Raw genomic sequence first — 18,311 nt, forward strand, 5'->3', positions numbered from 1 at the left:
ATGATGGAACAGTCGCGCCGGACCATCGGGGGGCGGCGCGAGCATACGGACAGACGGAAGAGGTAGATGACGTGACCGCGACGGTAGGCCAGCAGGCGCAGGCCGCGGCCCGGGCGAACGACGTGTGGAAGGTGTACGGCAGCGGCGAGGCTCAGGTCATCGCGCTGCGGGGGGTCAGCGCAGAGTTCGAACGTGGCCGGTTCACCGCGATCATGGGGCCGTCCGGTTCGGGCAAGTCGACGCTTATGCACTGCCTGGCCGGGCTGGACTCGGTGACCCGGGGGACGGTGTCGATCGGTGAGACGACGGTCACCGGGCTGGGCGACGCGGGGTTGACGAAGCTGCGCCGCGACAAGGTGGGCTTCATCTTCCAGCAGTTCAACCTGCTGCCCACGCTTACCGCCAAGGAGAACATCCTGCTGCCGTTGTCGATCGCCGGGCGCAAGCCGGACCCGGCCTGGTACGACACGGTGATCTCCACTGTTGGTCTGCGCGACCGGCTGGACCACCGGCCGGCGCAGCTCTCCGGCGGGCAGCAGCAGCGGGTGGCGTGTGCACGGGCCCTGGTCTCCCGCCCAGAGGTGATCTTCGCGGACGAGCCGACCGGCAATCTGGACTCGCGCTCCGGCGCGGAGGTGCTCAACTTCCTGCGGAGCTCGGTCCGCGAGCACGGCCAGACGATCGTGATGGTCACCCACGACCCGACCGCCGCCGCGTACGCCGATCGGGTGGTCTTCCTCGCCGACGGGCAGATCGTCTCGGAGTTGATCGAGCCGACCGCCGAGACGGTGCTGGACACGATGAAGAAGCTGGACACTCCGGCCGAGGTGGGCAACTGATGTTCCGGGCGACACTGAAGAGTCTGCTGGCCCGAAAGGTCCGGCTGATCCTGTCCGGTCTGGCGGTGGTGCTCGGGGTGATGTTCGTCTCCGGTGCCTTCGTGTTGACCGACACGCTTGGCCGTTCGTTCGACTCGGTCTTCGCCGACGGGTTCTCCGAGATCGACGTGAACGTCGCGGCGAAACCGAACGTGGAACTCAGCGAAATGGAGGGCGAGCAGACCTCGGCCCCGCTGCCCGCCGCCGTGGTGGAGCAGGTCAAGCAGGTGTCGGGGGTGGCCTCGGCGACCGGCATCGTCAACGCCGACGGCGCTCGCGTGATCGGCAGCAACGGCAAGGTGATCACCTCGTTCGGCCCGCCGCAGCTTGGCGAGAACTGGATCGGCGAGACCGAGCTGATGCAGTTGCGGGAGGGGCGCGGGCCGCAGGCCGAGGACGAGATCGTGGTCAACAAGTCGTTGGCCACGGCCGCGAAGGTGCAGGTCGGCCAGAAGGTCGGGGTGCTCACCGCGTTCGAGTCGAAGAAGCGGGACTTCACACTGGTCGGGATCATGGGTTACAGCGGTAACCGGGATTCGATCGGCGGGGTCAACGAGGTCTTCTTCACCACGCCGGTGGCGCAGCGGCTGATGCTCCGCGAACCGGACACGTTCAGCAGCATCACAGTGAACGCCGCCGGCGGCGTCTCCGACGAGCGGCTGCGCGACGACGTGGCCCGCGCCCTGGGCCCGGCCTTCGACGTGAAGACCGGTGAGCAGGTGGCCGCGGACGCCTCGGCCGGCCTGAAGGAGGGCCTGTCCTTCTTCAACAAGATCCTGCTCGGCTTCGCCGCGGTGGCGCTGCTTGTCGCCACGTTCCTGATCCTCAACACCTTCTCGATCATCGTGGCCCAGCGCACCCGCGAGTTGGCGTTGATGCGCGCCATCGGGGCCAGCGGGCGGCAGATCATCGGTTCGGTGGTGCTGGAGGCCATCACTGTCGGCCTGATCGCCTCGGTCCTCGGTCTCGCCGCCGGCATCGGTGTGGGGGCGCTGCTGGCCTTCCTGTTCGGCAAGCTCGCCGGTGGCCTGACGCTGGCCGGGATCGGTGTGCCGGCGGCGGCGGTGATCGGGGCGTTCGCCATCGGGCTGCTCATCACTGTGGTCGCGGCGCTGCTGCCGGCGCTGCGGGCGTCGCGGATCCCGCCGATCGCGGCCATGCAGGACGTGGCCACGCCGGACCGGCCGCTGACCAAGGTCACCGTGGCCGGGTCGGTGGTCACCGCCATCGGCGCGGTGCTGCTCTTCCTCGGGCTCAGCGGCAACGCCGGCGGGCAGACGCTTTCCACAATCCTCGGTGGGGTGCTGTTCTCCTTCATCGGCGTGGCGCTGCTGACTCCGCTGATCAGCCGGCCGGTGGTGACCCTGCTCGGCGCGATCTTCTCCTGGTCGGTGCCGGGCAAGCTGGGCCGGCTCAACTCCGGGCGCAACCCGCGCCGCACCGCGATCACCGCCGCGGCGCTGATGGTCGGCGTCGCGCTGATCACCGGCATCACGGTGATCCTCGACTCGGCCAAGAGCAGCATCAGCGCGCTCGCCGAGGACACCATCAAGGCCGAGCTGGTGATCTCCGGTCAGCAGGGCGGTCCGCGTCCGCCGAGCTTCGACCCGGGTGTGCTGGACCAGGCGAAGGCCCTGCCCGGCGTGCAGTTGGTCGACGGCGAGTACGGCGACATGGCGAAGGTCGACGGCCAGAGCACCTGGGTCGCGGCGAGCAGTGACATCGCGTCGCTGCGGCAGATCTTCGGAGCGAAGGCCACCGCCGGCGACATCGACCGGCTCGGTCCGACCCAGATGCTGGCCAGCTCGGACACGGCCACCTCGCGGGGCTGGTCGGTGGGCTCGACGGTCAAGGTGCAACTGCCCCGGGGCGAGGCGCGGACGTACACCGTCAGCGGCATCTACGAGTCGTCCCAGTTGACCAACCCGGTGACGCTGCCGGTGCAGGCCGCGAAGGACTTCACCATCCCGCAGCCCATCCAGGGCTTCATCCAACTCGCCCCCGGTGCCCGGGTCGCCGACGTGCAGCCCCAGGTGGAGACGCTGCTGGCGGACAGCCCCGAGGTGTCGGTGGCCGACCGGGACGCGTTCGTCAAGCAGCAGACCGGTCAGCTCGACGGGCTGCTCACAATGATCAAGATCCTGTTGGGGCTGGCCCTCATCATCGCCGGGCTCGGCATCGTCAACACCTTGGCCCTGTCGGTGTTGGAACGGACCCGCGAGCTGGGTCTGCTGCGGGCGATCGGCCTGCGCCGCGGCCAGACGATGGGCATGATCACCGTGGAGGCGGTGGTGATCTCCGTGTTCGGCGCGCTGCTGGGCGTGGCGGTCGGCACCGGCCTCGGCGCCGCGGTGGTCGAGGCGCTCAAGGACGAGGGCATCACCGACCTGAACCTGCCCTGGGGGCAGATGGTCGCCTTCCTCGTTCTCGCCGCGCTCATCGGCGTGGTGGCCGCGGTGCTGCCGGCCATCCGGGCGGCCCGGATCAACGTGCTGGGCGCCATCGCCCACGACTGATCGGTTGCGGCGACGCCCCCGCTCGGCACGTGCGAGCGGGGGCGTCGGCCGTTCCGGGCGCCATCCGCGGACCGTGCCGGCCGCTCAGCCCGTCGCCGCGGTCCGGTCGGCAAGCAGCGCCGCGAGCAGATCCAGGTCCACGTCGGCCAGGCTCCGCACCTGGTGTACGCCGACAGTGCGCGCGAGCGCCACCTCCGCCGGTACGGCAAGCACCGCCGCGCCGGAGGCGAGCGCGCTGGCCACCCCGGTCGGCGAGTCCTCGATCGCCACGCAACGCTCGATCGGCACGCCCAGCAGCCGGGCGGCGGTCAGGTAGGGCTCGGGGTGCGGTTTGGCCGCGACGACCTCGTCGCCGGCGACCACTGTGTCGAAGTTGTCCCGGCCCAGGGTGTCCAGGGCGATCTCGACAAGCGCCCGGGGGCTGGAGGTGACAAGCGCGCTGGGGATTCCCGCCGCGCGGACCGCGTGTAGCAGCTCGAACGCGCCGGGCCGCCAGGGCAGACCGGTGCGGAACAGCTCCAGGATCCGGGCGTTGATCAACGCCGTGCTGATCTCCGGATCCCGTTCGGGCTGCCCCAGGTCGTCGTGCAGGATGCGCATCGACTCGGCCATGGCGGTGCCGACGATCGACCGACGGGCGTCCTCGGACAGCTCCCCGCCGTACTCACGGGCGAGTTCCTGCAGCGCGACGTCCCACAGCTTCTCGCTGTCGACGAGCGTGCCGTCCATGTCGAAGAGCACGGCGGCGGGGTGGTGGCTGCTCAGCGGATCCTCCAGGGTCGTGTCCGACACCGGCGATCCTGCCAGGCCAGGTCACCGCCGGTGGCCGCGACGGGCACCGGCGTGATCCGGGCAACCCGCTCAGCCCAGGTCGCAGGCCGCAAGTGAGCGCTCGTAGCCCCGGAAGAACGAGTCGGTGCGCTGCTCGGCGGTGCCGTGCGACCCCTCCGCGAACCACGGCTGATCCGGGTCGTCGCCGACGGCCGCCAACCCTTCGCGGAACTCGTCGAGGTCACCTTCGGCCAGGGTCAGGGCCTCGGCGCGCACCGAGTCGCCGAGGTACGCACCGGCCATGCAGTCCGCCTGCAACTCCTGCTGGATGGTGAAGCTGTAGTTGATGCCGAGCCGCACCTGGATGCCGTGGGCGTACTCGTGGCCGAGCAGGTAGAACACGAACGCGTCACCGACCTGGCGGAACGCCGCTACCGACCAGGCGACGTCGTACGCGATGAAGTCGCCCTGCGAGCAGTAGACGGCGTTGTTGCGGGGCAGCGGCTGGCCCCCGCACGACACCTCACCCGCCCGTTGGTAGGGGGTGATCCGCCGGATCGGTTGGAACCGCTGCCCGGACTCCTTGAACTGGGCCGCCCAGTACCGCTCGGCGACGTCCTGTGCGTCGGCGACGTCCTGCTTGAACTCGGCGACGCTTGTGGTGCTGTCGGCCCGGGTGGTGCTCGGCGCCGGAGCTGCCGGCGACCGGTCCCGGGTGGGACTCTCACCCGCCGGCTCGGCCAGCCCGCCGCCGGCGCAGGCGAGCGACACCAGGGCGGCGATCACCAGACCCGCCAACGGGCCTCGGACGTTGTGTCCCGACAGTGCCCCCACTGTGCCTCCCCTGGCGTCGGTCCTGCCCTGACGCAGTACCCCGACGATACGACCGCCACGCACCACTTCCACGCACACCAGCGCCACATGGTTCACCCCGGAACCGCCTCCCTCCCCCGTGATCAAGAGGTCGGCGTCACGACACGCCGGTCGGCATGACGCGAGCCTCTTGATCACCGGGGCGGAGACTGGGGTGGGTGGGTGTCCGGGTGGGGGGTTGGGCTTCGACGTTTCTGGTGGGCGGCACCGGAGGCGGTGCCGGCGACAGGAGGGAACACCCGTGAAGTACATGATTCTGCTGTTCGGCTCGCAACAGGACTACGACGTGCTGTCCGGTCGGGCGACCGACCGGCCGGCCATGTCGGCCGAGCAGGTCGCGGCGATGCACACGCACATGGAGACCGTGCACCAGGCGCTGGCCGAGTCCGGGGAGTTGGTCGACGCGCGCGGCCTGAGTGCGCCGGCACACGCCCGCCGGGTGCAGGTGCGTGCGGGCGCACCCGTGGTCACCGACGGCCCGTACCCGGAGACGCAGGAGGTCCTCGCGGGTTACACGATCGTGGAGTGCGCCAGCTTCGACCGGGCCACCGAGATCGCCGCCGGCCTGGTCGACCCGGACGCGCCCGGCGGTTACGTGGACGTGCGGCCGGTGCTGGACGGCGTCGAGGACCTGGCCGGCTGACAGGTGTCTGAGCTGCCCGTCGAGGACCTGCTGCGCGAACTGGCGCCGCAGGTCCTCGGCGCGCTGGTGCGCCGCTACGGGCACTTCGACACCGCCGAGGACGCCGTGCAGGAGGCACTGATCGCCGCAACGGACCGGTGGCCGCGCGACGGCGTACCGGAGAGTCCCCGTCGCTGGTTGATCACCGTGGCGTCCCGCCGGCTGACCGACCTGCTGCGCCACGAGCAGGCCCGGATGCGGCGGGAGGACAGGGTGGCCCGGTGGGCGCTGCCGGAGCAGTGGCGCGCCCCGGCGGCCGATCAACCGCCGGCGGACGCCGACGACACGCTCATCCTGCTGTTCCTCTGCTGCCATCCGGCCCTCTCACCGGCATCGCAGATCGCGCTCACGCTGCGCGCGGTGGGTGGGCTGAGCACCGCCGAGGTGGCCCGCGCGTTCCTGGTGCCGGAGGCGACGATGACCCGGCGGATCAGCCGGGGAAAGCAGCGGATCCGCGACACCGGGTTGCGGTTCGCGCCGCCCACCGGCGCGGAGCGCGTCGACCAGCTCGCCGCCGTGCTGCACGTGCTTTACCTGATCTTCACCGAGGGGTACGCGCGCACGGCCGGCCCCGGCTTGCTGCGCGCCGACCTGAGCGCCGAGGCGATCCGGCTGGCCCGCCTCATGCACCGGCTGCTACCGGAGGACGCGGAGGTCACCGGCCTGCTCGCGTTGATGCTGCTCACCGACGCCCGCGCTCCGGCCCGGATCGGCCCGCACGGCGAGTTGGTGCCGATGGCCGAGCAGGACCGCGGCCGATGGCGGGCCGAGCAGATCGCCGAGGGGGTCGCGCTGATCACCGCGGCGCTACCGGGCGGGGTGGTCGGGGCGTACCAGGTACAGGCCGCGATCGCCGCCGTGCACGACGAGGCGCCCCGCGCGCAGGACACCGACTGGGCGCAGATCACCGCCCTGTACGAGGTGCTGCTGGGCATCTGCGACAACCCGGTGGTGGCGCTGAACCATGCCGTGGCGGTGGCGATGAGCAGGGGCGCGTCGGCCGGCCTGGCGCTGCTCGCCGGCCTGGCGGGCGACGTCCGCCTCGCCGACGATCCCCGACTCCCGGCCGCCCGCGCCCACCTGTGGGAGATGGTCGGTGAGCGGGATGCGGCACGGGAGGCGTACCGGATGGCGGCGGCGCGCTCGACGAACCTGGCGCAGCAGCGCTACCTGAACGCCCGCGCGGACCGCCTGGCGGCGGGTGACGGATCGCGGTGACGGCGGGGTCAGGGGCTCGCGGCCAGGAAGACGAAGGCGGCGAGCAACACCAGGTGGACGCCGCCCTGGAGGACGTTGGCCCGGCCCGGCACGACGGTGAGCACCGCGGTCACCGCGGTCAGCGCGAGCAGGGCGAGCTGGGTGCCGCCGAGGCCGAGCAGCAGGGGGCCGTCCAGCCAGATCGAGGCGATGGCGATGACCGGGATGGTCAGGCCGATGCTTGCCATCGCGGAACCGAGCGCGAGGTTCAGACTTATCTGTACGCGGTCGCGGCGCGCGGCGCGGGCGGCAGCGAGGGTCTCCGGCAGCAGCACCAGCAGGGCGATGATCACACCGACGAACGCGTGCGGCAGGTTCGCGGCGGCGACGCCGGCCTCGATTGTCGGTGAGACGGTCTTCGCGTCGCCCACCACCGCGATCAACGCCACCAGCAGCAGCCCCAGGCTGATCAGCGCCGCGCGGGTCGTCGGTGGCTTGGCGTGCTCCTCGGCGTCGATCACCTGGCCCTGACTGTCGACCGGCAGGAAGTAGTCGCGGTGCCGGCCGGTCTGCACGAGCACGAACAGCCCGTACAGGGCCAGCGACGCGACGGCGGCGAAGGTGAGTTGGGCCGGGCTGAACTCCGGGCCGGGCCGGGCCGTGGTGAAGGTCGGGATGACCAGACTCAGCGTGGCCAGGGTGACCACGGTGGCCAGCGCACCGCCGGTGCCCTCCGGATTGAACACGGCGACGCGTCGGCGCAGCGCCCCGAGCAGCAACGACAGGCCGAGGATGCCGTTACAGGTGATCATGACAGCGGCGAACACTGTGTCGCGGGCGAGCGACTGGGTCTTCTCCGGGCCGCTGATCATCAGCGTGACGATGAGGGCGACCTCGATCACGGTGACCGCGACGGCGAGCACCAGTGAGCCGTAGGGCTCTCCCACCCGGTGGGCGACCACCTCCGCGTGGTGCACGGCCGCGAGCACCGCGCCGCCGAGCAGCACCGCGACCACCACGATGACGGGCCCGGGCAGACTCCGCCCCCAGGTGACGATCAGCACGAGCACGGCGAGCACGGGTACGGCGACGGTCCAGTCGGTCATCCGGGAGCGAAACAGGGTGGCCATGTCGTACAGCGTGCCAGGCCAGCTGATCATGTGCCCACCATCGACGCAGCCGGGTTCCCCATACCCGTAACCCATGGGTTACGCTTTCGGGGTGGATGAGGTGGCCAGCGCGATCGCGGACCCGGTGCGCCGGCACATCCTGACCATGCTGCGCGACGAACCCCTCTCCGCCGGTGACATCGCCAAACGGTTCGCGATCAGTCGACCCGCGGTCAGCCGCCACCTGCGGGTGCTGCGCGAGAGCGGCCTGCTCCGCGACGAGCTGGTCGGTCGCCAGAGGTTCTACCGCCTCGACCCCGGCCCGCTCGCCCCGCTGGCCGAGTGGCTGGCCGGGCTCGCCGGCGACAACAGGTGGGAGCGGCGCCTCGACGCGCTGGAAACCGAGATCTACCGCACCCGCCGAGAGCGCCGCGCTCGCGGCCCGGTGGAACACCGAAGGGAGCACACGGCATGACGCGCACACCCGCCGGACGCCTGTTTCGCACCGCCACCGGCCACGATCTTGTCCTCACCCGGACCTTCCGCGCCCCGGCGGCGGACGTCTGGGCCAGCCTGACCGAGTCGGAACGCACGGCCCGGTGGTTCGGCCCGTGGGAGGGCGACGCCGCGCCCGGACGGACCATCCGGATCCAGATGGCCTACGAGGAGGGGCAGCCCTGGTGTGAGGTCCACATCGACGCGTGCGAGCCCCAGCGACGCCTCGCCGTATCGATGATGGACAGCTACGGCACCTGGCGGCTGGACCTGGCGCTCACCGAGACCGACGGCACCACCGAACTGCGGTTCGTCCAGCACCTCACAAGCGTGGCGGGCATCGCCGAGGTCGGCGCCGGCTGGGAGTACTACCTGGACCTGCTCGTCGCCTCCCGGGACGGCTCGTCCCGGCCCGAGTTCGACGAGTACCACCCCGCCATGCAGGCCTACTACCAGGGGCTGGCGACCGACTGACCTAGGGGCCGGTCTCGCGGCGCAGCCTGGCGAACTCGGCGGTCAACGCCGGCAGCGGAAAGTGCGCGTTCAGGCCACTGGGGTTGGGCAGCACCCACACCCGCGACGGGCCCAGCCGGTCCGGCTGCGGGCCCAGCCCGGCCTTCGGCCGAACGAAGGCGATCCGGTAGGCGGTCACCCCGAGAATCGCCACCCAGCGCGGTTGGTACCGCTCGGTCTTCACCGCGAGCCCGGTCACCCCGGCCACCAACTCCGCCGAGGTCAACTCGTCGGCGCGGGCGGTGGCCCGGTTGCTGAGGCTGGTGACGCCCAGCCCCTTCCGCAGCAACTCGTCGTGTTCCCACGGCTGCAACTCACGGTCGGTGAAACCGGCGCCGTGCAGGGCCGGCCAGAACCGACTGCCCCGACGAGCGAAGGGCAGCCCCACGGCGGCGGAGTAGAGACCCGGGTTGAAGCCGCAGAACAGCACCCGCAGGCCGGGCCCGATCACGTCGGCCAGGCCCCGGCCAGCCGCCGCCGCCACCTCCTGCGGGGTCGGCCGCCGAAACGGCCCCGGCCGCCGCGCGTCCACCCCACCGATTCTGCCGTACCCGGGGGCGCCGGACCCGGCGCGCGCCGACGATCACCGTTTGACACCCTCATCGGATGCCGACCGACCACCTCGCCACCAGTCGCTACCGGCGGATGCGCTGGAACACCCCGCTGTCCGAGGAGCACGCGGCGCTGCTGCTCCAGCGACTCGAGGTCCACCCCGGGGCGCGCGTACTCGATCTGGGCTGCGGTTGGGGCGAGTTGCTGCTGCGGGCGGTCACCGCCGGAGGCGTCGCCGGCCCGGTCGCGACGAGGGGCGTCGGCGTCGACACCGACGACGCCGTGCTCACCCGGGGGCGGCGGCTGGCCGCGGATCGGTCGCTGAGCCGGCATGTCGCCTTCGTGATGGGGGACGTGGCGGCCTGGCAGGAGCCGGCCGACCGGGTCCTCTGCATCGGCTCGGCGCACGCGTTCGGCGGCACCCGGGCCGCGCTCGACGCGCTCGCCGCCGTGGTACGGCCCGGGGGCAGGCTCCTGTTCGGCGACGCGTACTGGGACCGTCCACCGACCCCGCAGGTCGAACAGATCTTCGGCACGGAGGTCACGGCGCTCCCGGAGTTGGTCGAGGCCGCCCGCGAGCGCGGCTGGCGGGTGCTGCACGTGAGCACCGCCGACCAACGGGAGTGGGACGACTTCGAGTCCACCTGGCTCGCGGGCCGGCAGGAGTGGCTGCTGGCGTACCCGGAGGATCCCCGCGCGGCCGAGGTCCGCGCGGAACTCGACGACCGGTTGCGCGAGTACGTCGGTGGCTACCGGGGCATCCTCGGTCTCGCCTACCTCGTGCTCGGTCGCTGACCGCCCGCGTTGCCGCCGCTGCCCGCCGGCGCCCTCCAGACGGTCGCCCTCGGGACCGCACGACGGCCGCGGGAGCTGGAACGGTCCCCGGCCGAACCGACGGCGCGGCTTCGATCGCTGTCGAATCGTCGCACCTTGCCATCGTCACCGACCCGGAGACGATCGCCGATCTCATCCTCCGGTCGGGCCGGGGCAACCGCGCGCACGGGTCGGCCGGCCGCCCGACGCGCGGCCGGGTAGGTGGGTAAACCAGCAGCGCCGCGCGTTGTCCGGCGCGAACGTCTCGTCCTAGTGGGTGGACCTGCCGCCGACCACGCGACGTGCCGCACCGCCTGCGCCGGCCGCACCGGCGGGCACCCGGGCCGGAGCGGGTGGGCTTGACGAGGGCAAGACATCGGAGGTTTACTGCCTCAGCGATACCAGTCGATACAATCGGACCGTCCACAGTGTCGGCCGGGGTGACCGACTGGCGCAGCGCCCCATCCTCCATCACCCCACCACCCCCGCACCACCTCAGCCGAGCATCGGCGGCCCGGCTTCCGCACCACCGCCACTGCGGCCCCGGCCTGCCCCGTGCACAGCCTGAGGTCGACGCTCAGCAGAGGAGCACGTCCATGCGTTCCCGTCCCCGTTTGTTGGCCTTCGTCATCGGCTTGGCCGTGTTGATGGCCAGCCTGCTAGTCCTTCCCACACCGTCCTCGGCCGCGCCGCTGACCAAGGTCCTGGTGTTCAGCAAGACCGCCGGCTTCCGCCACTCGGCCATCCCCAACGGCATCGCCGCCATCCAGCAGCTGGGCTCGGCCAACGGCTTCAGCGTGACAGCGACCGAGGACGCCAACCAGTTCACCACCTCCAACCTGGCCCAGTACCAGGCGGTGGTCTTCATGTCGACCACCGGCGACGTCCTCAACTCCAGCCAGCAGACGGCCTTCGAGCAGTACATCGCCGCCGGCGGTGGGTACGTCGGCGTGCACGCCGCGGCCGACACCGAGTACAGCTGGCCGTGGTACGGCCAACTGGTCGGGGCGTGGTTCGACTCGCACCCGGCGATCCAGACCGCGACCGTGAAGATCGAGGACCGGAGCAACCCGTCGACCGCGCACCTCGGCGCCACCTGGGTCCGCTCCGACGAGTGGTACAACTACCGCACCAACCCCCGGTCCAGCGCGCGGGTCCTCGCCAGCCTCGACGAGTCGTCCTACAGCGGCGGCAACATGAACGGCGACCACCCGATCACCTGGTGCAAGGCGTTCGGCGGCGGCCGGGCCTGGTACACGGGTCTCGGGCACACCGAGGCGTCGTACACCGACCCGAACTTCACCCGGATGCTGCTCGGTGGCCTGCAGGTCGCCGCGGGTTCGGTGAGCGCCAACTGCTCGCCGGGGACGGACCCGACGACCCCGCCGCCCACGACGGCCCCGCCGACCACCGCCCCGCCGACCACTCCCCCGCCCACGACGGCCCCGCCGACCACCCCGCCGCCGGCCGCCACCGGTTCCACCCTGCGGGCCCGCGCCAACAACCAGTACGTGAGCGCGCCGAACGCCACCACCGCGCTGATCGCCAACAAGAGCTCCGCCGGCACCAGCGAGCGGTTCGAACTGGTAAGCCTCGCCAACGGCAACGTCGCGCTGAAGGCCAAGAGCAACGGGCAGTTCGTCGCGGCGGAGAACGCCGGGGCGTCCGCGCTGATCGCCAACCGGGCCAGCGCCGGCGCGTGGGAGACGTTCCAGCTGATCCGCAACTCCGACGGCACGGTAAGCCTGCGGGCGACGGTGAACAGCCGGTACGTGGCCGCTGACAACGGAGGCGCCTCCCCGCTGATCGCCAACCGGACCGCCATCGGTCAGTGGGAGAAGTTCGACCTCGTCACCAACTGACCGCGCCGCGGTTCGCTCCTCACCACCCTCACCTGGTCGTGGTGCGCCCCCGCGCGCCCGTCCCCCGGTCGTCGAGAAAGGACGATCATGCTCTCGTACCCCCGGCGCTGGTCCCGGGCACTCGTCGCGGCGGTCACCACCGTCGCGAGTGTGGCCCTGGCCGTGGCCGCACCCTCCACCGCCGCCCAGGCGGTGGTGATCCCCGCCAGCGATTACCAACAGATCAAACTCGCCACCGGCTCGGCGGAGCTGGGTGAGGCCATGTCCCTGGCCGTGCTGCCCAACCGTTCGGTGCTGCACACCGCCCGCAACGGCGTGCTGCGGGTGACCGACGTGGCCGGCAACACCAAGGTCTCCGGCACCCTGTCGGTCTACACCCACGACGAGGAGGGGTTGCAGGGCGTCGCCGTCGACCCCAACTTCGCCACCAACCGGTGGATCTACCTGTACTACTCGCCCACGCTGAGCACCCCGTCCGGGGACGCCCCCACCACCGGTTCGCAGTCGGACTGGGACCGGTGGAAGGGGCACCTGCGGTTGTCGCGGTTCACCCTCAACAGCGACGACACGCTCAACCTGAGCAGCGAGAAGATCGTGCTCCAGGTCGCCAACGACCGTGGGCAGTGCTGCCACGTCGGCGGTGACCTGGACTTCGACGCCGCCGGCAACCTGTACCTGACCACCGGCGACGACACCAACCCGTTCGAGTCGTCGGGCTACGCGCCGCTTGACGAGCGGACCAACCGCAACCCGCAGTTCGACGCCCAGCGCTCGGCGGGCAACACCAACGACCTGCGGGGCAAGCTGCTGCGAATCAAGCCGCAGGCCGACGGGACGTACACGATCCCGTCGGGCAACCTGTTCGCGCCCGGCACTGCCAACACCCGTCCCGAGATCTACGCGATGGGTATGCGCAACCCCTTCCGGATGAGCGTGGACAAGGCCACCGGCGTCGTCTACGTCGGTGACTACGGCCCGGACGCGGGAAGCACCAACTCCAGCCGGGGCCCGCAGGGTCAGGTCGAGTTCAACCGGATCACGGCGCCGGGCAACTACGGCTGGCCGTACTGCACCGGCAGCAACACCAGCAACGAAACATACAACGAATACACCTTCCCGTCCGGGCCGTCGCAGTCGAAGTACAACTGCTCGGGCGGGCCGACGAACAACTCGTTCCGCAACACCGGCCTACAGACCCTGCCCGCGGCGAAGCCGGCCTGGATCAAGTACGCCGGCGACTCCGGTTCACCGTCGGAGTTCGGCAGCGGCTCCGAGTCGCCGATGGCCGGGCCGGTCTACCGGTACGACGCCTCGCTCAACTCCAGCGTCAAGTTCCCGCAGTCGCTCAACGGCCTGTTCTTCGCCGGTGAGTACGGCCGTCGCTGGATCAAGCCCATCGCCGTCAACGCCGACGGCTCGCGCGGAGAGATCTCCAGCTTCCCGTGGAGCGGCACGCAGGTCATGGACATGGCCTTCGGCCCGGACGGCGCGCTCTACGTGCTCGACTACGGCACCGGCTCGAACAACCAGGCGCTGTTCCGGATCGAGTACATCGGTGGGGGTAACCGCAACCCGATCGCTGTCGCCTCGGCCAACCCCACCTCGGGCGCCAATCCGCTTACCGTCAACTTCTCCTCGGCCGGCAGCTCCGACCCCGAAGGTGGCTCGCTGAGCTACCTGTGGACGTTCGGTGACGGCACCACGTCGACGGCGGCCAACCCGACGAAGACGTACACCACGAACGGCACCTACTCCCCCACTCTGAAGGTCACCGACCCGACCGGCCTCACCGGCACGGCGAGCCTGGTCATCACCGTGGGCAACACGGCGCCGACGGTGACGCTGACCTCGCCCGTCGACGGTCAGCTGTTCAGCTTCGGCGACACCGTGCCGTACCAGATCTCGGTGAGCGACCCGCAGGACGGCACTATCGACTGCACCAAGGTGAGCCTGACCTACGCGCTGGGCCACGACAGTCACGCCCACCAGATCACCTCGAAGACCGGGTGCAGCGGCTCGATCACCGTCCCGACCGACGGTGAGCACGACTCCGCAGCGAACATCTACGGGGTCTTCGACGCCGCCTACACCGACAACGGCGGGTTGACCACGCACAACATCAGGACGCTGCAGCCGAAGCACCGCCAGGGTGAGCACTTCGGCGCCCAGTCCGGTGTCCAGGCGACCGACCACACCAGCGCCGAGGGTGGTCGCACTGCCGGGTTCATCGAGAACAACGACTGGATCTCGTACCAGCCGTACAACCTGTCGAACGCCAACCGCATCACCGTGCGGGCGTCGTCGGCCGGCGCCGGTGGCACGATCGAGGTCCGGGCCGGTTCGGCCACCGGCAGCCTGCTGGGCACCGTCACGGTGCCGGTGACCGGCAACTGGGAGACCTTCACCGAGGTGTCCGGCACGATCAGCAACCCGCCGTCCGCGTCGACCACGCTGTACCTGGTGTTCAAGGGCGGCTCCGGCTACCTGTTCGACGTTGACGCGTTCACCTTCACCACCGGCACCGGCGGCAGCACGCCGGTGAGCACCCTGCGGGCGCAGATCAACAGCCAGTACGTGTCGGCGGTCGGCTCCACCGCGTTGATCGCCAACAAGGCCAGCGTCGGCAGCACCGAGCAGTTCGACAGGGTGGACGCCGGCAACGGCAACATCGCGCTGCGGTCGCGGGCCAACGGGCTCTACGTCTCGGCCGCGAGCTCGGGCGCCAACCCGTTGGTCGCCAACGCCACGTCGATCGGGTCGTGGGAGACGTTCCAGCTCATCACGAACTCGGATGGGACGGTGAGCCTGCGCGCCACCGTCAACAACCAGATCGTGTGTGCCGAGAACGCCGGGGCCGGTTCCCTGATCGCCAACCGGACGTCGGTGGGGGCCTGGGAGAAGTTCGTCCTGACCACCGGCTGAGTGGCACTACCCGGCCTGATCGACGGCCGGGTCGCCGAACGGCGGGAATCCGGGGTGGGCGGTGCGAACCGCCCGCCCCGTTCTCGTGTGCCGGTGCCGTTGACCCCGGCGGACTCCTAGTAGTGCTTTGTTAGGTTCTGTGGCGTTTGTTGCGGTGTAAGGGTTTCACGGGTTGGTGGCAGGTGATGCAGGCGCCGGTCCAGGTCGCGAGGAGGCGTTGCAGCTCGCGGATGACCGTGTAGAGGGTCAGGCCGGCGCAGCCGCTCTTGGGTCCAGGCGTAGTTCCGTGATGAACAGGTGCGCGGCGGTGACGAGGGTGACGTGGCGGTGCCAGCCGATGAAGGAGCGGCCTTCGAAGTGGTCCAGGCCGAGGCCGGTCTTCAGTTCGCGGTAGTCGTGTTCGATGCGCCAGCAGATCTTGCCGTAGCGGATCAGGTCGGGCCATTGGGCGATCAGCCACCGCTGCGGCAGGGTGCCGTCGGTGGCGCGGGCGACGCGGTGTCCGGCTGGGCGTACTCGTAGGAAGATGAACTGGGAACTCATCGTGCCCTTCGAGCCTTCCCGCCAGGTGATCGTTTCCGTGGCGGGACGTCCGGCGGCGCGAATGTGTTCGACCAGGCTGAGCGCGGTCGACAAGAACCCGCAGGTCGACGCCGTCTACGTCAACAACCTCGCCAACCCCGCCTGGGTCCGAGCCGGCGCCCCGCTGGTCCTGGTCGGAAACTCCGGCACCGGCAAGAGCCACCTGCTTATCGGCATCGGCACCGCCATCGCCGAGCATGGCCTGCGAGTCCGTTACACCACCACCGCGAACCTGGTCAACGAACTGGCCGAAGCCCACAACGAGAAACGCCTCTCCAAGACCCTCCACCGCTACGCCCGCTACGACCTGCTCTGCCTCGACGAATTCGGATACCTCAACCTCGACCGCACCGGCGCGAAACTCCTGTTCCAGATCTTCACCGAACGCGAAGAACGCACCCTAACGCAGCGCAGCGACCCACATACAACGCACCGGCCTCGCCGACGCGGTGGAGCCCAATCAAGGTGCCGATCATGAATGCTCGCCAGCTGGTACCCAAAGAAGCTAACGATCAAGGATCGCCGATATATCCCCCGACGGCAGGTGGTGCCAGAAGAACCTGCCCGAGTGGTGCCGGTTCAACGTGCCGGAATCGTACGAGGGCAAATACTGGACCCCGAGGCTTCAGGAGAAGTATCCGGACGGGATGTGGTTCACCGACGATGGGTACCCGGACTTCGGGCCCTACATCAAGCCGCCCCGCTCACAGCACGAGGCGCACTTCGACCCGCACTTCGAGGGCAACCACGGCAGCGACTTCACCGACGCCAATCGCAAGGCCGGTCTGCCTGCCACGCCCGAAGGCTAAGCCTGGCATCATCACCAGGACACGAAGCGGATGCAGTTGGCGCCGTCGGACCTGCACGATGCCGTCAAACACGCTGGCGGCGTATCCATCATGAAGGGAAGAACGTAGGCATGGCAGTGCCCTACCTGCGCCAGGAGGCGCCCGCGTCCGAGGAGCTTGTTGCCCGCCTCGAAGGGCGACTCGGCCATCCGCTGCCTAACACCTACCGCGCCTACCTGCGCCAGCACGACGGCGGGCGGCTCGCCAACAACGACCAAGCCGTCAACACGATCTTTTCCCTCGGCGACGTGCCCGACTACGCCAGCATGTGGGACCGGCTCGACACCTACGACGGTCGAGTGCCGACGTGGCTGTTGCCGGTAGCCCGGGACGAGTACGGCAACCTCTTCACCATCTCTCTGCGCGACATCGACAACGGCTCGGTCTGGTTCTGGAACCACGAGGAAGAGGAGATGGACGACGACCTCCCGCCCACCGAGGACGACATCACCCGCGTTGCAGACAGTTGGCCGCAGTTCCTCGACGGCCTCGCCCCGGTCGGCTAAATCCGCGACGTCAGAGGGCGGTTGCCTTGCTCGCGGTGGTGGTTGATGTTGTCCCCGATGAAGGTACGCAGCCCGAGCTGGTTGGCCGTGTCTCGGTTTGTTGCGGCTGACCCGTCGAGTGCGCCGATTCGCTCCGGGTAGGCGGTCAGGTATATCTGCCGCTCGTCGTCGGATAGGCCGCGCCACCAGGCGCGTACCTCCGCCGGATTGCTGCCGGGGCTGGGATGCTGTCCTTGCTAATCCCCAGTACCGCTGCGGCGGCCTGGGCTGCGTCTTGGGCCTTGTTGTACTCCCACGTGTACTGCCCGGGCATGCTCGTCTTCAGCTGGGTCAATGCGCGGGCGATCCGGCTGTCGGCCTCGGTGCCTCGGCAACGATTTTTTCGATGAACTCGGTGTAGATGGCAGCGTTCTGCATGTCTCGGCGATGGATGAGTTCCGCGTCCGGGTCGTGCCTCGCCTCCGCGGCCATCGGTGGCACGGTGATTCGGCCGGTGTCGTCCACGGCTAGGAGTCCGCGGGCACCCCCGCCTCGAGTTGACCGATCATCGGTGCGAGCAGGTCGTTGAGCTCCCGCACCAGCACAGCTGTGGCGCGGCGGGCCGTGGTCGCGACGTCGCCATCCGGACCGTCCGGTGCCGGCGGCAGATCATCGAGCGGTACGGGAGCCTCGACCTGGAGCATCGCCCGCAGGTGCGGGCTGCGGGTCTGATCCTGCTCGGTAGGGGTCGTGTACTGGCCGAACAGCTGGGGCCAGTCACGCCAGCCGCGGTCACGCTGCCACTGTCTGGTCCAGGTCAACTCGGCCGGCCAGCGGGAGATCACCGTCACCGCGCCGACCATGCTGCCGTCCCAGGGGCTTCTCGTGCAGGTCGCCGAGACAATCCGCCGATGCCAGCGGACGAAACCCGGAGACAGATCGGTGGCGACCCGCCAGGCGGTCGCCGCGAACCCGACCGGCGAGATGTCACCCCAGCTGTCGGCGAAGTCGTCGAGCCGCCGGCGCACCTCGGCCTCGTAGCGGCCGCCCACATCGGCACCGCGCTCACGGTCGAACTGCTCGTCCAGCCAGAAGGCGCGCGGCTCAGGCATTCCCCACCCCGGATCTGTGAAGGCTTCTCAGGCACGACGCGGCACGTTCCGCGGTCAGGCACCCGTCACCGACCGTACCCGATGGCTTGACAAGCGCCGGG

18 protein-coding genes and 2 pseudogenes are annotated in these 18,311 nt (G+C 70.1%); 13 read left to right on the top strand and 7 right to left on the bottom strand.

Annotated features, from left to right (window positions below; all coding sequences use genetic code 11):
- The first annotated feature begins 71 nt into the window (after nt 1-71).
- Together AB0B86_RS29335 and AB0B86_RS29340 are read left to right on the top strand one after the other, a co-directional pair.
- Entirely contained in the window at nt 72-839 is a 768-nt protein-coding gene (locus AB0B86_RS29335) for an ABC transporter ATP-binding protein (RefSeq protein ID WP_357406388.1), read from the top strand.
- The gene (locus AB0B86_RS29340; protein ID WP_357420223.1) at nt 839-3,394 is read left to right on the top strand and encodes an FtsX-like permease family protein; all 2,556 of its coding nucleotides are present in this window, start codon (nt 839-841) and stop codon (nt 3,392-3,394) included. Before AB0B86_RS29335 ends, AB0B86_RS29340 begins: the two co-directional genes overlap by 1 nt.
- An 84-nt stretch (nt 3,395-3,478) precedes the next feature.
- Here the strand turns inward: AB0B86_RS29340 and AB0B86_RS29345 are convergent, their stop codons facing one another.
- The gene (locus tag AB0B86_RS29345) at nt 3,479-4,135 is read right to left on the bottom strand and encodes an HAD family phosphatase (RefSeq protein ID WP_357420241.1); all 657 of its coding nucleotides are present in this window, start codon (nt 4,133-4,135) and stop codon (nt 3,479-3,481) included.
- 120 nt (nt 4,136-4,255) lie between these two features.
- Nucleotides 4,256-4,999: a neutral zinc metallopeptidase gene (locus AB0B86_RS29350; protein ID WP_357406384.1), complete on the bottom strand. Its 744-nt coding sequence runs from the start codon at nt 4,997-4,999 to the stop codon at nt 4,256-4,258.
- A 289-nt stretch (nt 5,000-5,288) separates the two neighbouring features.
- Here AB0B86_RS29350 and AB0B86_RS29355 point away from each other — a divergent pair, with 289 nt between their 5' ends.
- Nucleotides 5,289-5,681 carry a YciI family protein gene (locus AB0B86_RS29355; RefSeq protein ID WP_357406432.1) on the top strand — a complete coding sequence of 131 codons (393 nt, stop codon included), beginning with the start codon at nt 5,289-5,291 and terminating at the stop codon, nt 5,679-5,681.
- 3 nt (nt 5,682-5,684) lie between these two features.
- Entirely contained in the window at nt 5,685-6,938 is a 1,254-nt protein-coding gene (locus tag AB0B86_RS29360) for a sigma-70 family RNA polymerase sigma factor (protein ID WP_357406383.1), read from the top strand.
- An 8-nt stretch (nt 6,939-6,946) separates the two neighbouring features.
- Here AB0B86_RS29360 and AB0B86_RS29365 read toward each other — a convergent pair whose 3' ends face one another.
- On the bottom strand, nt 6,947-8,047 hold the full coding sequence (locus tag AB0B86_RS29365; protein WP_357406430.1) for an ionic transporter y4hA: 1,101 nt from the start codon (nt 8,045-8,047) through the stop codon (nt 6,947-6,949).
- Between the two features lie 73 nt (nt 8,048-8,120).
- Between AB0B86_RS29365 and AB0B86_RS29370 the strand changes: the two genes are divergently transcribed.
- Together AB0B86_RS29370 and AB0B86_RS29375 are read left to right on the top strand one after the other, a co-directional pair.
- A complete protein-coding gene (locus AB0B86_RS29370; protein WP_357406381.1) occupies nt 8,121-8,501 on the top strand; it encodes a metalloregulator ArsR/SmtB family transcription factor in 381 nt (126 codons plus the stop codon).
- A complete protein-coding gene (locus AB0B86_RS29375) occupies nt 8,498-8,995 on the top strand; it encodes an SRPBCC family protein (protein ID WP_357406379.1) in 498 nt (165 codons plus the stop codon). The genes AB0B86_RS29370 and AB0B86_RS29375 overlap by 4 nt, the downstream gene beginning before the upstream one ends.
- Nucleotide 8,996: 1 nt before the next feature.
- Here the strand turns inward: AB0B86_RS29375 and mug are convergent, their stop codons facing one another.
- Nucleotides 8,997-9,566: a G/U mismatch-specific DNA glycosylase gene (gene mug, locus AB0B86_RS29380; RefSeq protein WP_357406377.1), complete on the bottom strand. Its 570-nt coding sequence runs from the start codon at nt 9,564-9,566 to the stop codon at nt 8,997-8,999.
- A 74-nt stretch (nt 9,567-9,640) separates the two neighbouring features.
- Here mug and AB0B86_RS29385 point away from each other — a divergent pair, with 74 nt between their 5' ends.
- The 3 genes from AB0B86_RS29385 (at nt 9,641) to AB0B86_RS29395 (ending at nt 15,183) form a co-directional block, all read left to right on the top strand.
- Nucleotides 9,641-10,381 carry a methyltransferase domain-containing protein gene (locus AB0B86_RS29385; RefSeq protein ID WP_357406376.1) on the top strand — a complete coding sequence of 247 codons (741 nt, stop codon included), beginning with the start codon at nt 9,641-9,643 and terminating at the stop codon, nt 10,379-10,381.
- Between the two features lie 614 nt (nt 10,382-10,995).
- Nucleotides 10,996-12,261 carry a ThuA domain-containing protein gene (locus AB0B86_RS29390; RefSeq protein ID WP_357406374.1) on the top strand — a complete coding sequence of 422 codons (1,266 nt, stop codon included), beginning with the start codon at nt 10,996-10,998 and terminating at the stop codon, nt 12,259-12,261.
- An 87-nt stretch (nt 12,262-12,348) separates the two neighbouring features.
- The gene (locus AB0B86_RS29395; protein ID WP_357406372.1) at nt 12,349-15,183 is read left to right on the top strand and encodes a PQQ-dependent sugar dehydrogenase; all 2,835 of its coding nucleotides are present in this window, start codon (nt 12,349-12,351) and stop codon (nt 15,181-15,183) included.
- A gap of 246 nt (nt 15,184-15,429) precedes the next feature.
- On the opposite strand, the pseudogene AB0B86_RS29400 reads toward AB0B86_RS29395, so the two are convergent.
- Nucleotides 15,430-15,756 (bottom strand): annotated as a pseudogene (locus AB0B86_RS29400) (IS701 family transposase); the annotation flags it as partial.
- 31 nt (nt 15,757-15,787) lie between these two features.
- On the opposite strand from AB0B86_RS29400, the gene AB0B86_RS29405 reads away from it, so the two are divergent.
- The 4 genes and pseudogenes from AB0B86_RS29405 (at nt 15,788) to AB0B86_RS29420 (ending at nt 17,119) form a co-directional block, all read left to right on the top strand.
- Nucleotides 15,788-16,243 (top strand): ATP-binding protein, encoded by a 456-nt coding sequence (locus tag AB0B86_RS29405; RefSeq protein WP_357420224.1) that lies wholly within the window; start codon nt 15,788-15,790, stop codon nt 16,241-16,243.
- Between the two features lie 106 nt (nt 16,244-16,349).
- Complete coding sequence (locus AB0B86_RS29410; RefSeq protein WP_357406368.1) at nt 16,350-16,574, top strand: hypothetical protein; 225 nt, start codon at nt 16,350-16,352, stop codon at nt 16,572-16,574.
- Nucleotides 16,575-16,586: 12 nt separating this feature from the next.
- Nucleotides 16,587-16,682: pseudogene (locus AB0B86_RS29415) on the top strand (HNH endonuclease); the annotation flags it as partial.
- Nucleotides 16,683-16,684: 2 nt separating this feature from the next.
- Nucleotides 16,685-17,119: an SMI1/KNR4 family protein gene (locus AB0B86_RS29420; protein WP_357406366.1), complete on the top strand. Its 435-nt coding sequence runs from the start codon at nt 16,685-16,687 to the stop codon at nt 17,117-17,119.
- Between the two features lie 330 nt (nt 17,120-17,449).
- Here AB0B86_RS29420 and AB0B86_RS29425 read toward each other — a convergent pair whose 3' ends face one another.
- Together AB0B86_RS29425 and AB0B86_RS29430 are read right to left on the bottom strand one after the other, a co-directional pair.
- Nucleotides 17,450-17,623: a hypothetical protein gene (locus AB0B86_RS29425; protein WP_357406364.1), complete on the bottom strand. Its 174-nt coding sequence runs from the start codon at nt 17,621-17,623 to the stop codon at nt 17,450-17,452.
- A 2-nt stretch (nt 17,624-17,625) separates the two neighbouring features.
- The gene (locus AB0B86_RS29430; RefSeq protein ID WP_357406362.1) at nt 17,626-18,210 is read right to left on the bottom strand and encodes a hypothetical protein; all 585 of its coding nucleotides are present in this window, start codon (nt 18,208-18,210) and stop codon (nt 17,626-17,628) included.
- Nucleotides 18,211-18,311 lie beyond the last annotated feature (101 nt).

It is taken from the genome of Micromonospora sp. NPDC049047 (assembly GCF_040649135.1).
In the GTDB taxonomy this organism is placed as follows: domain Bacteria; phylum Actinomycetota; class Actinomycetes; order Mycobacteriales; family Micromonosporaceae; genus Micromonospora.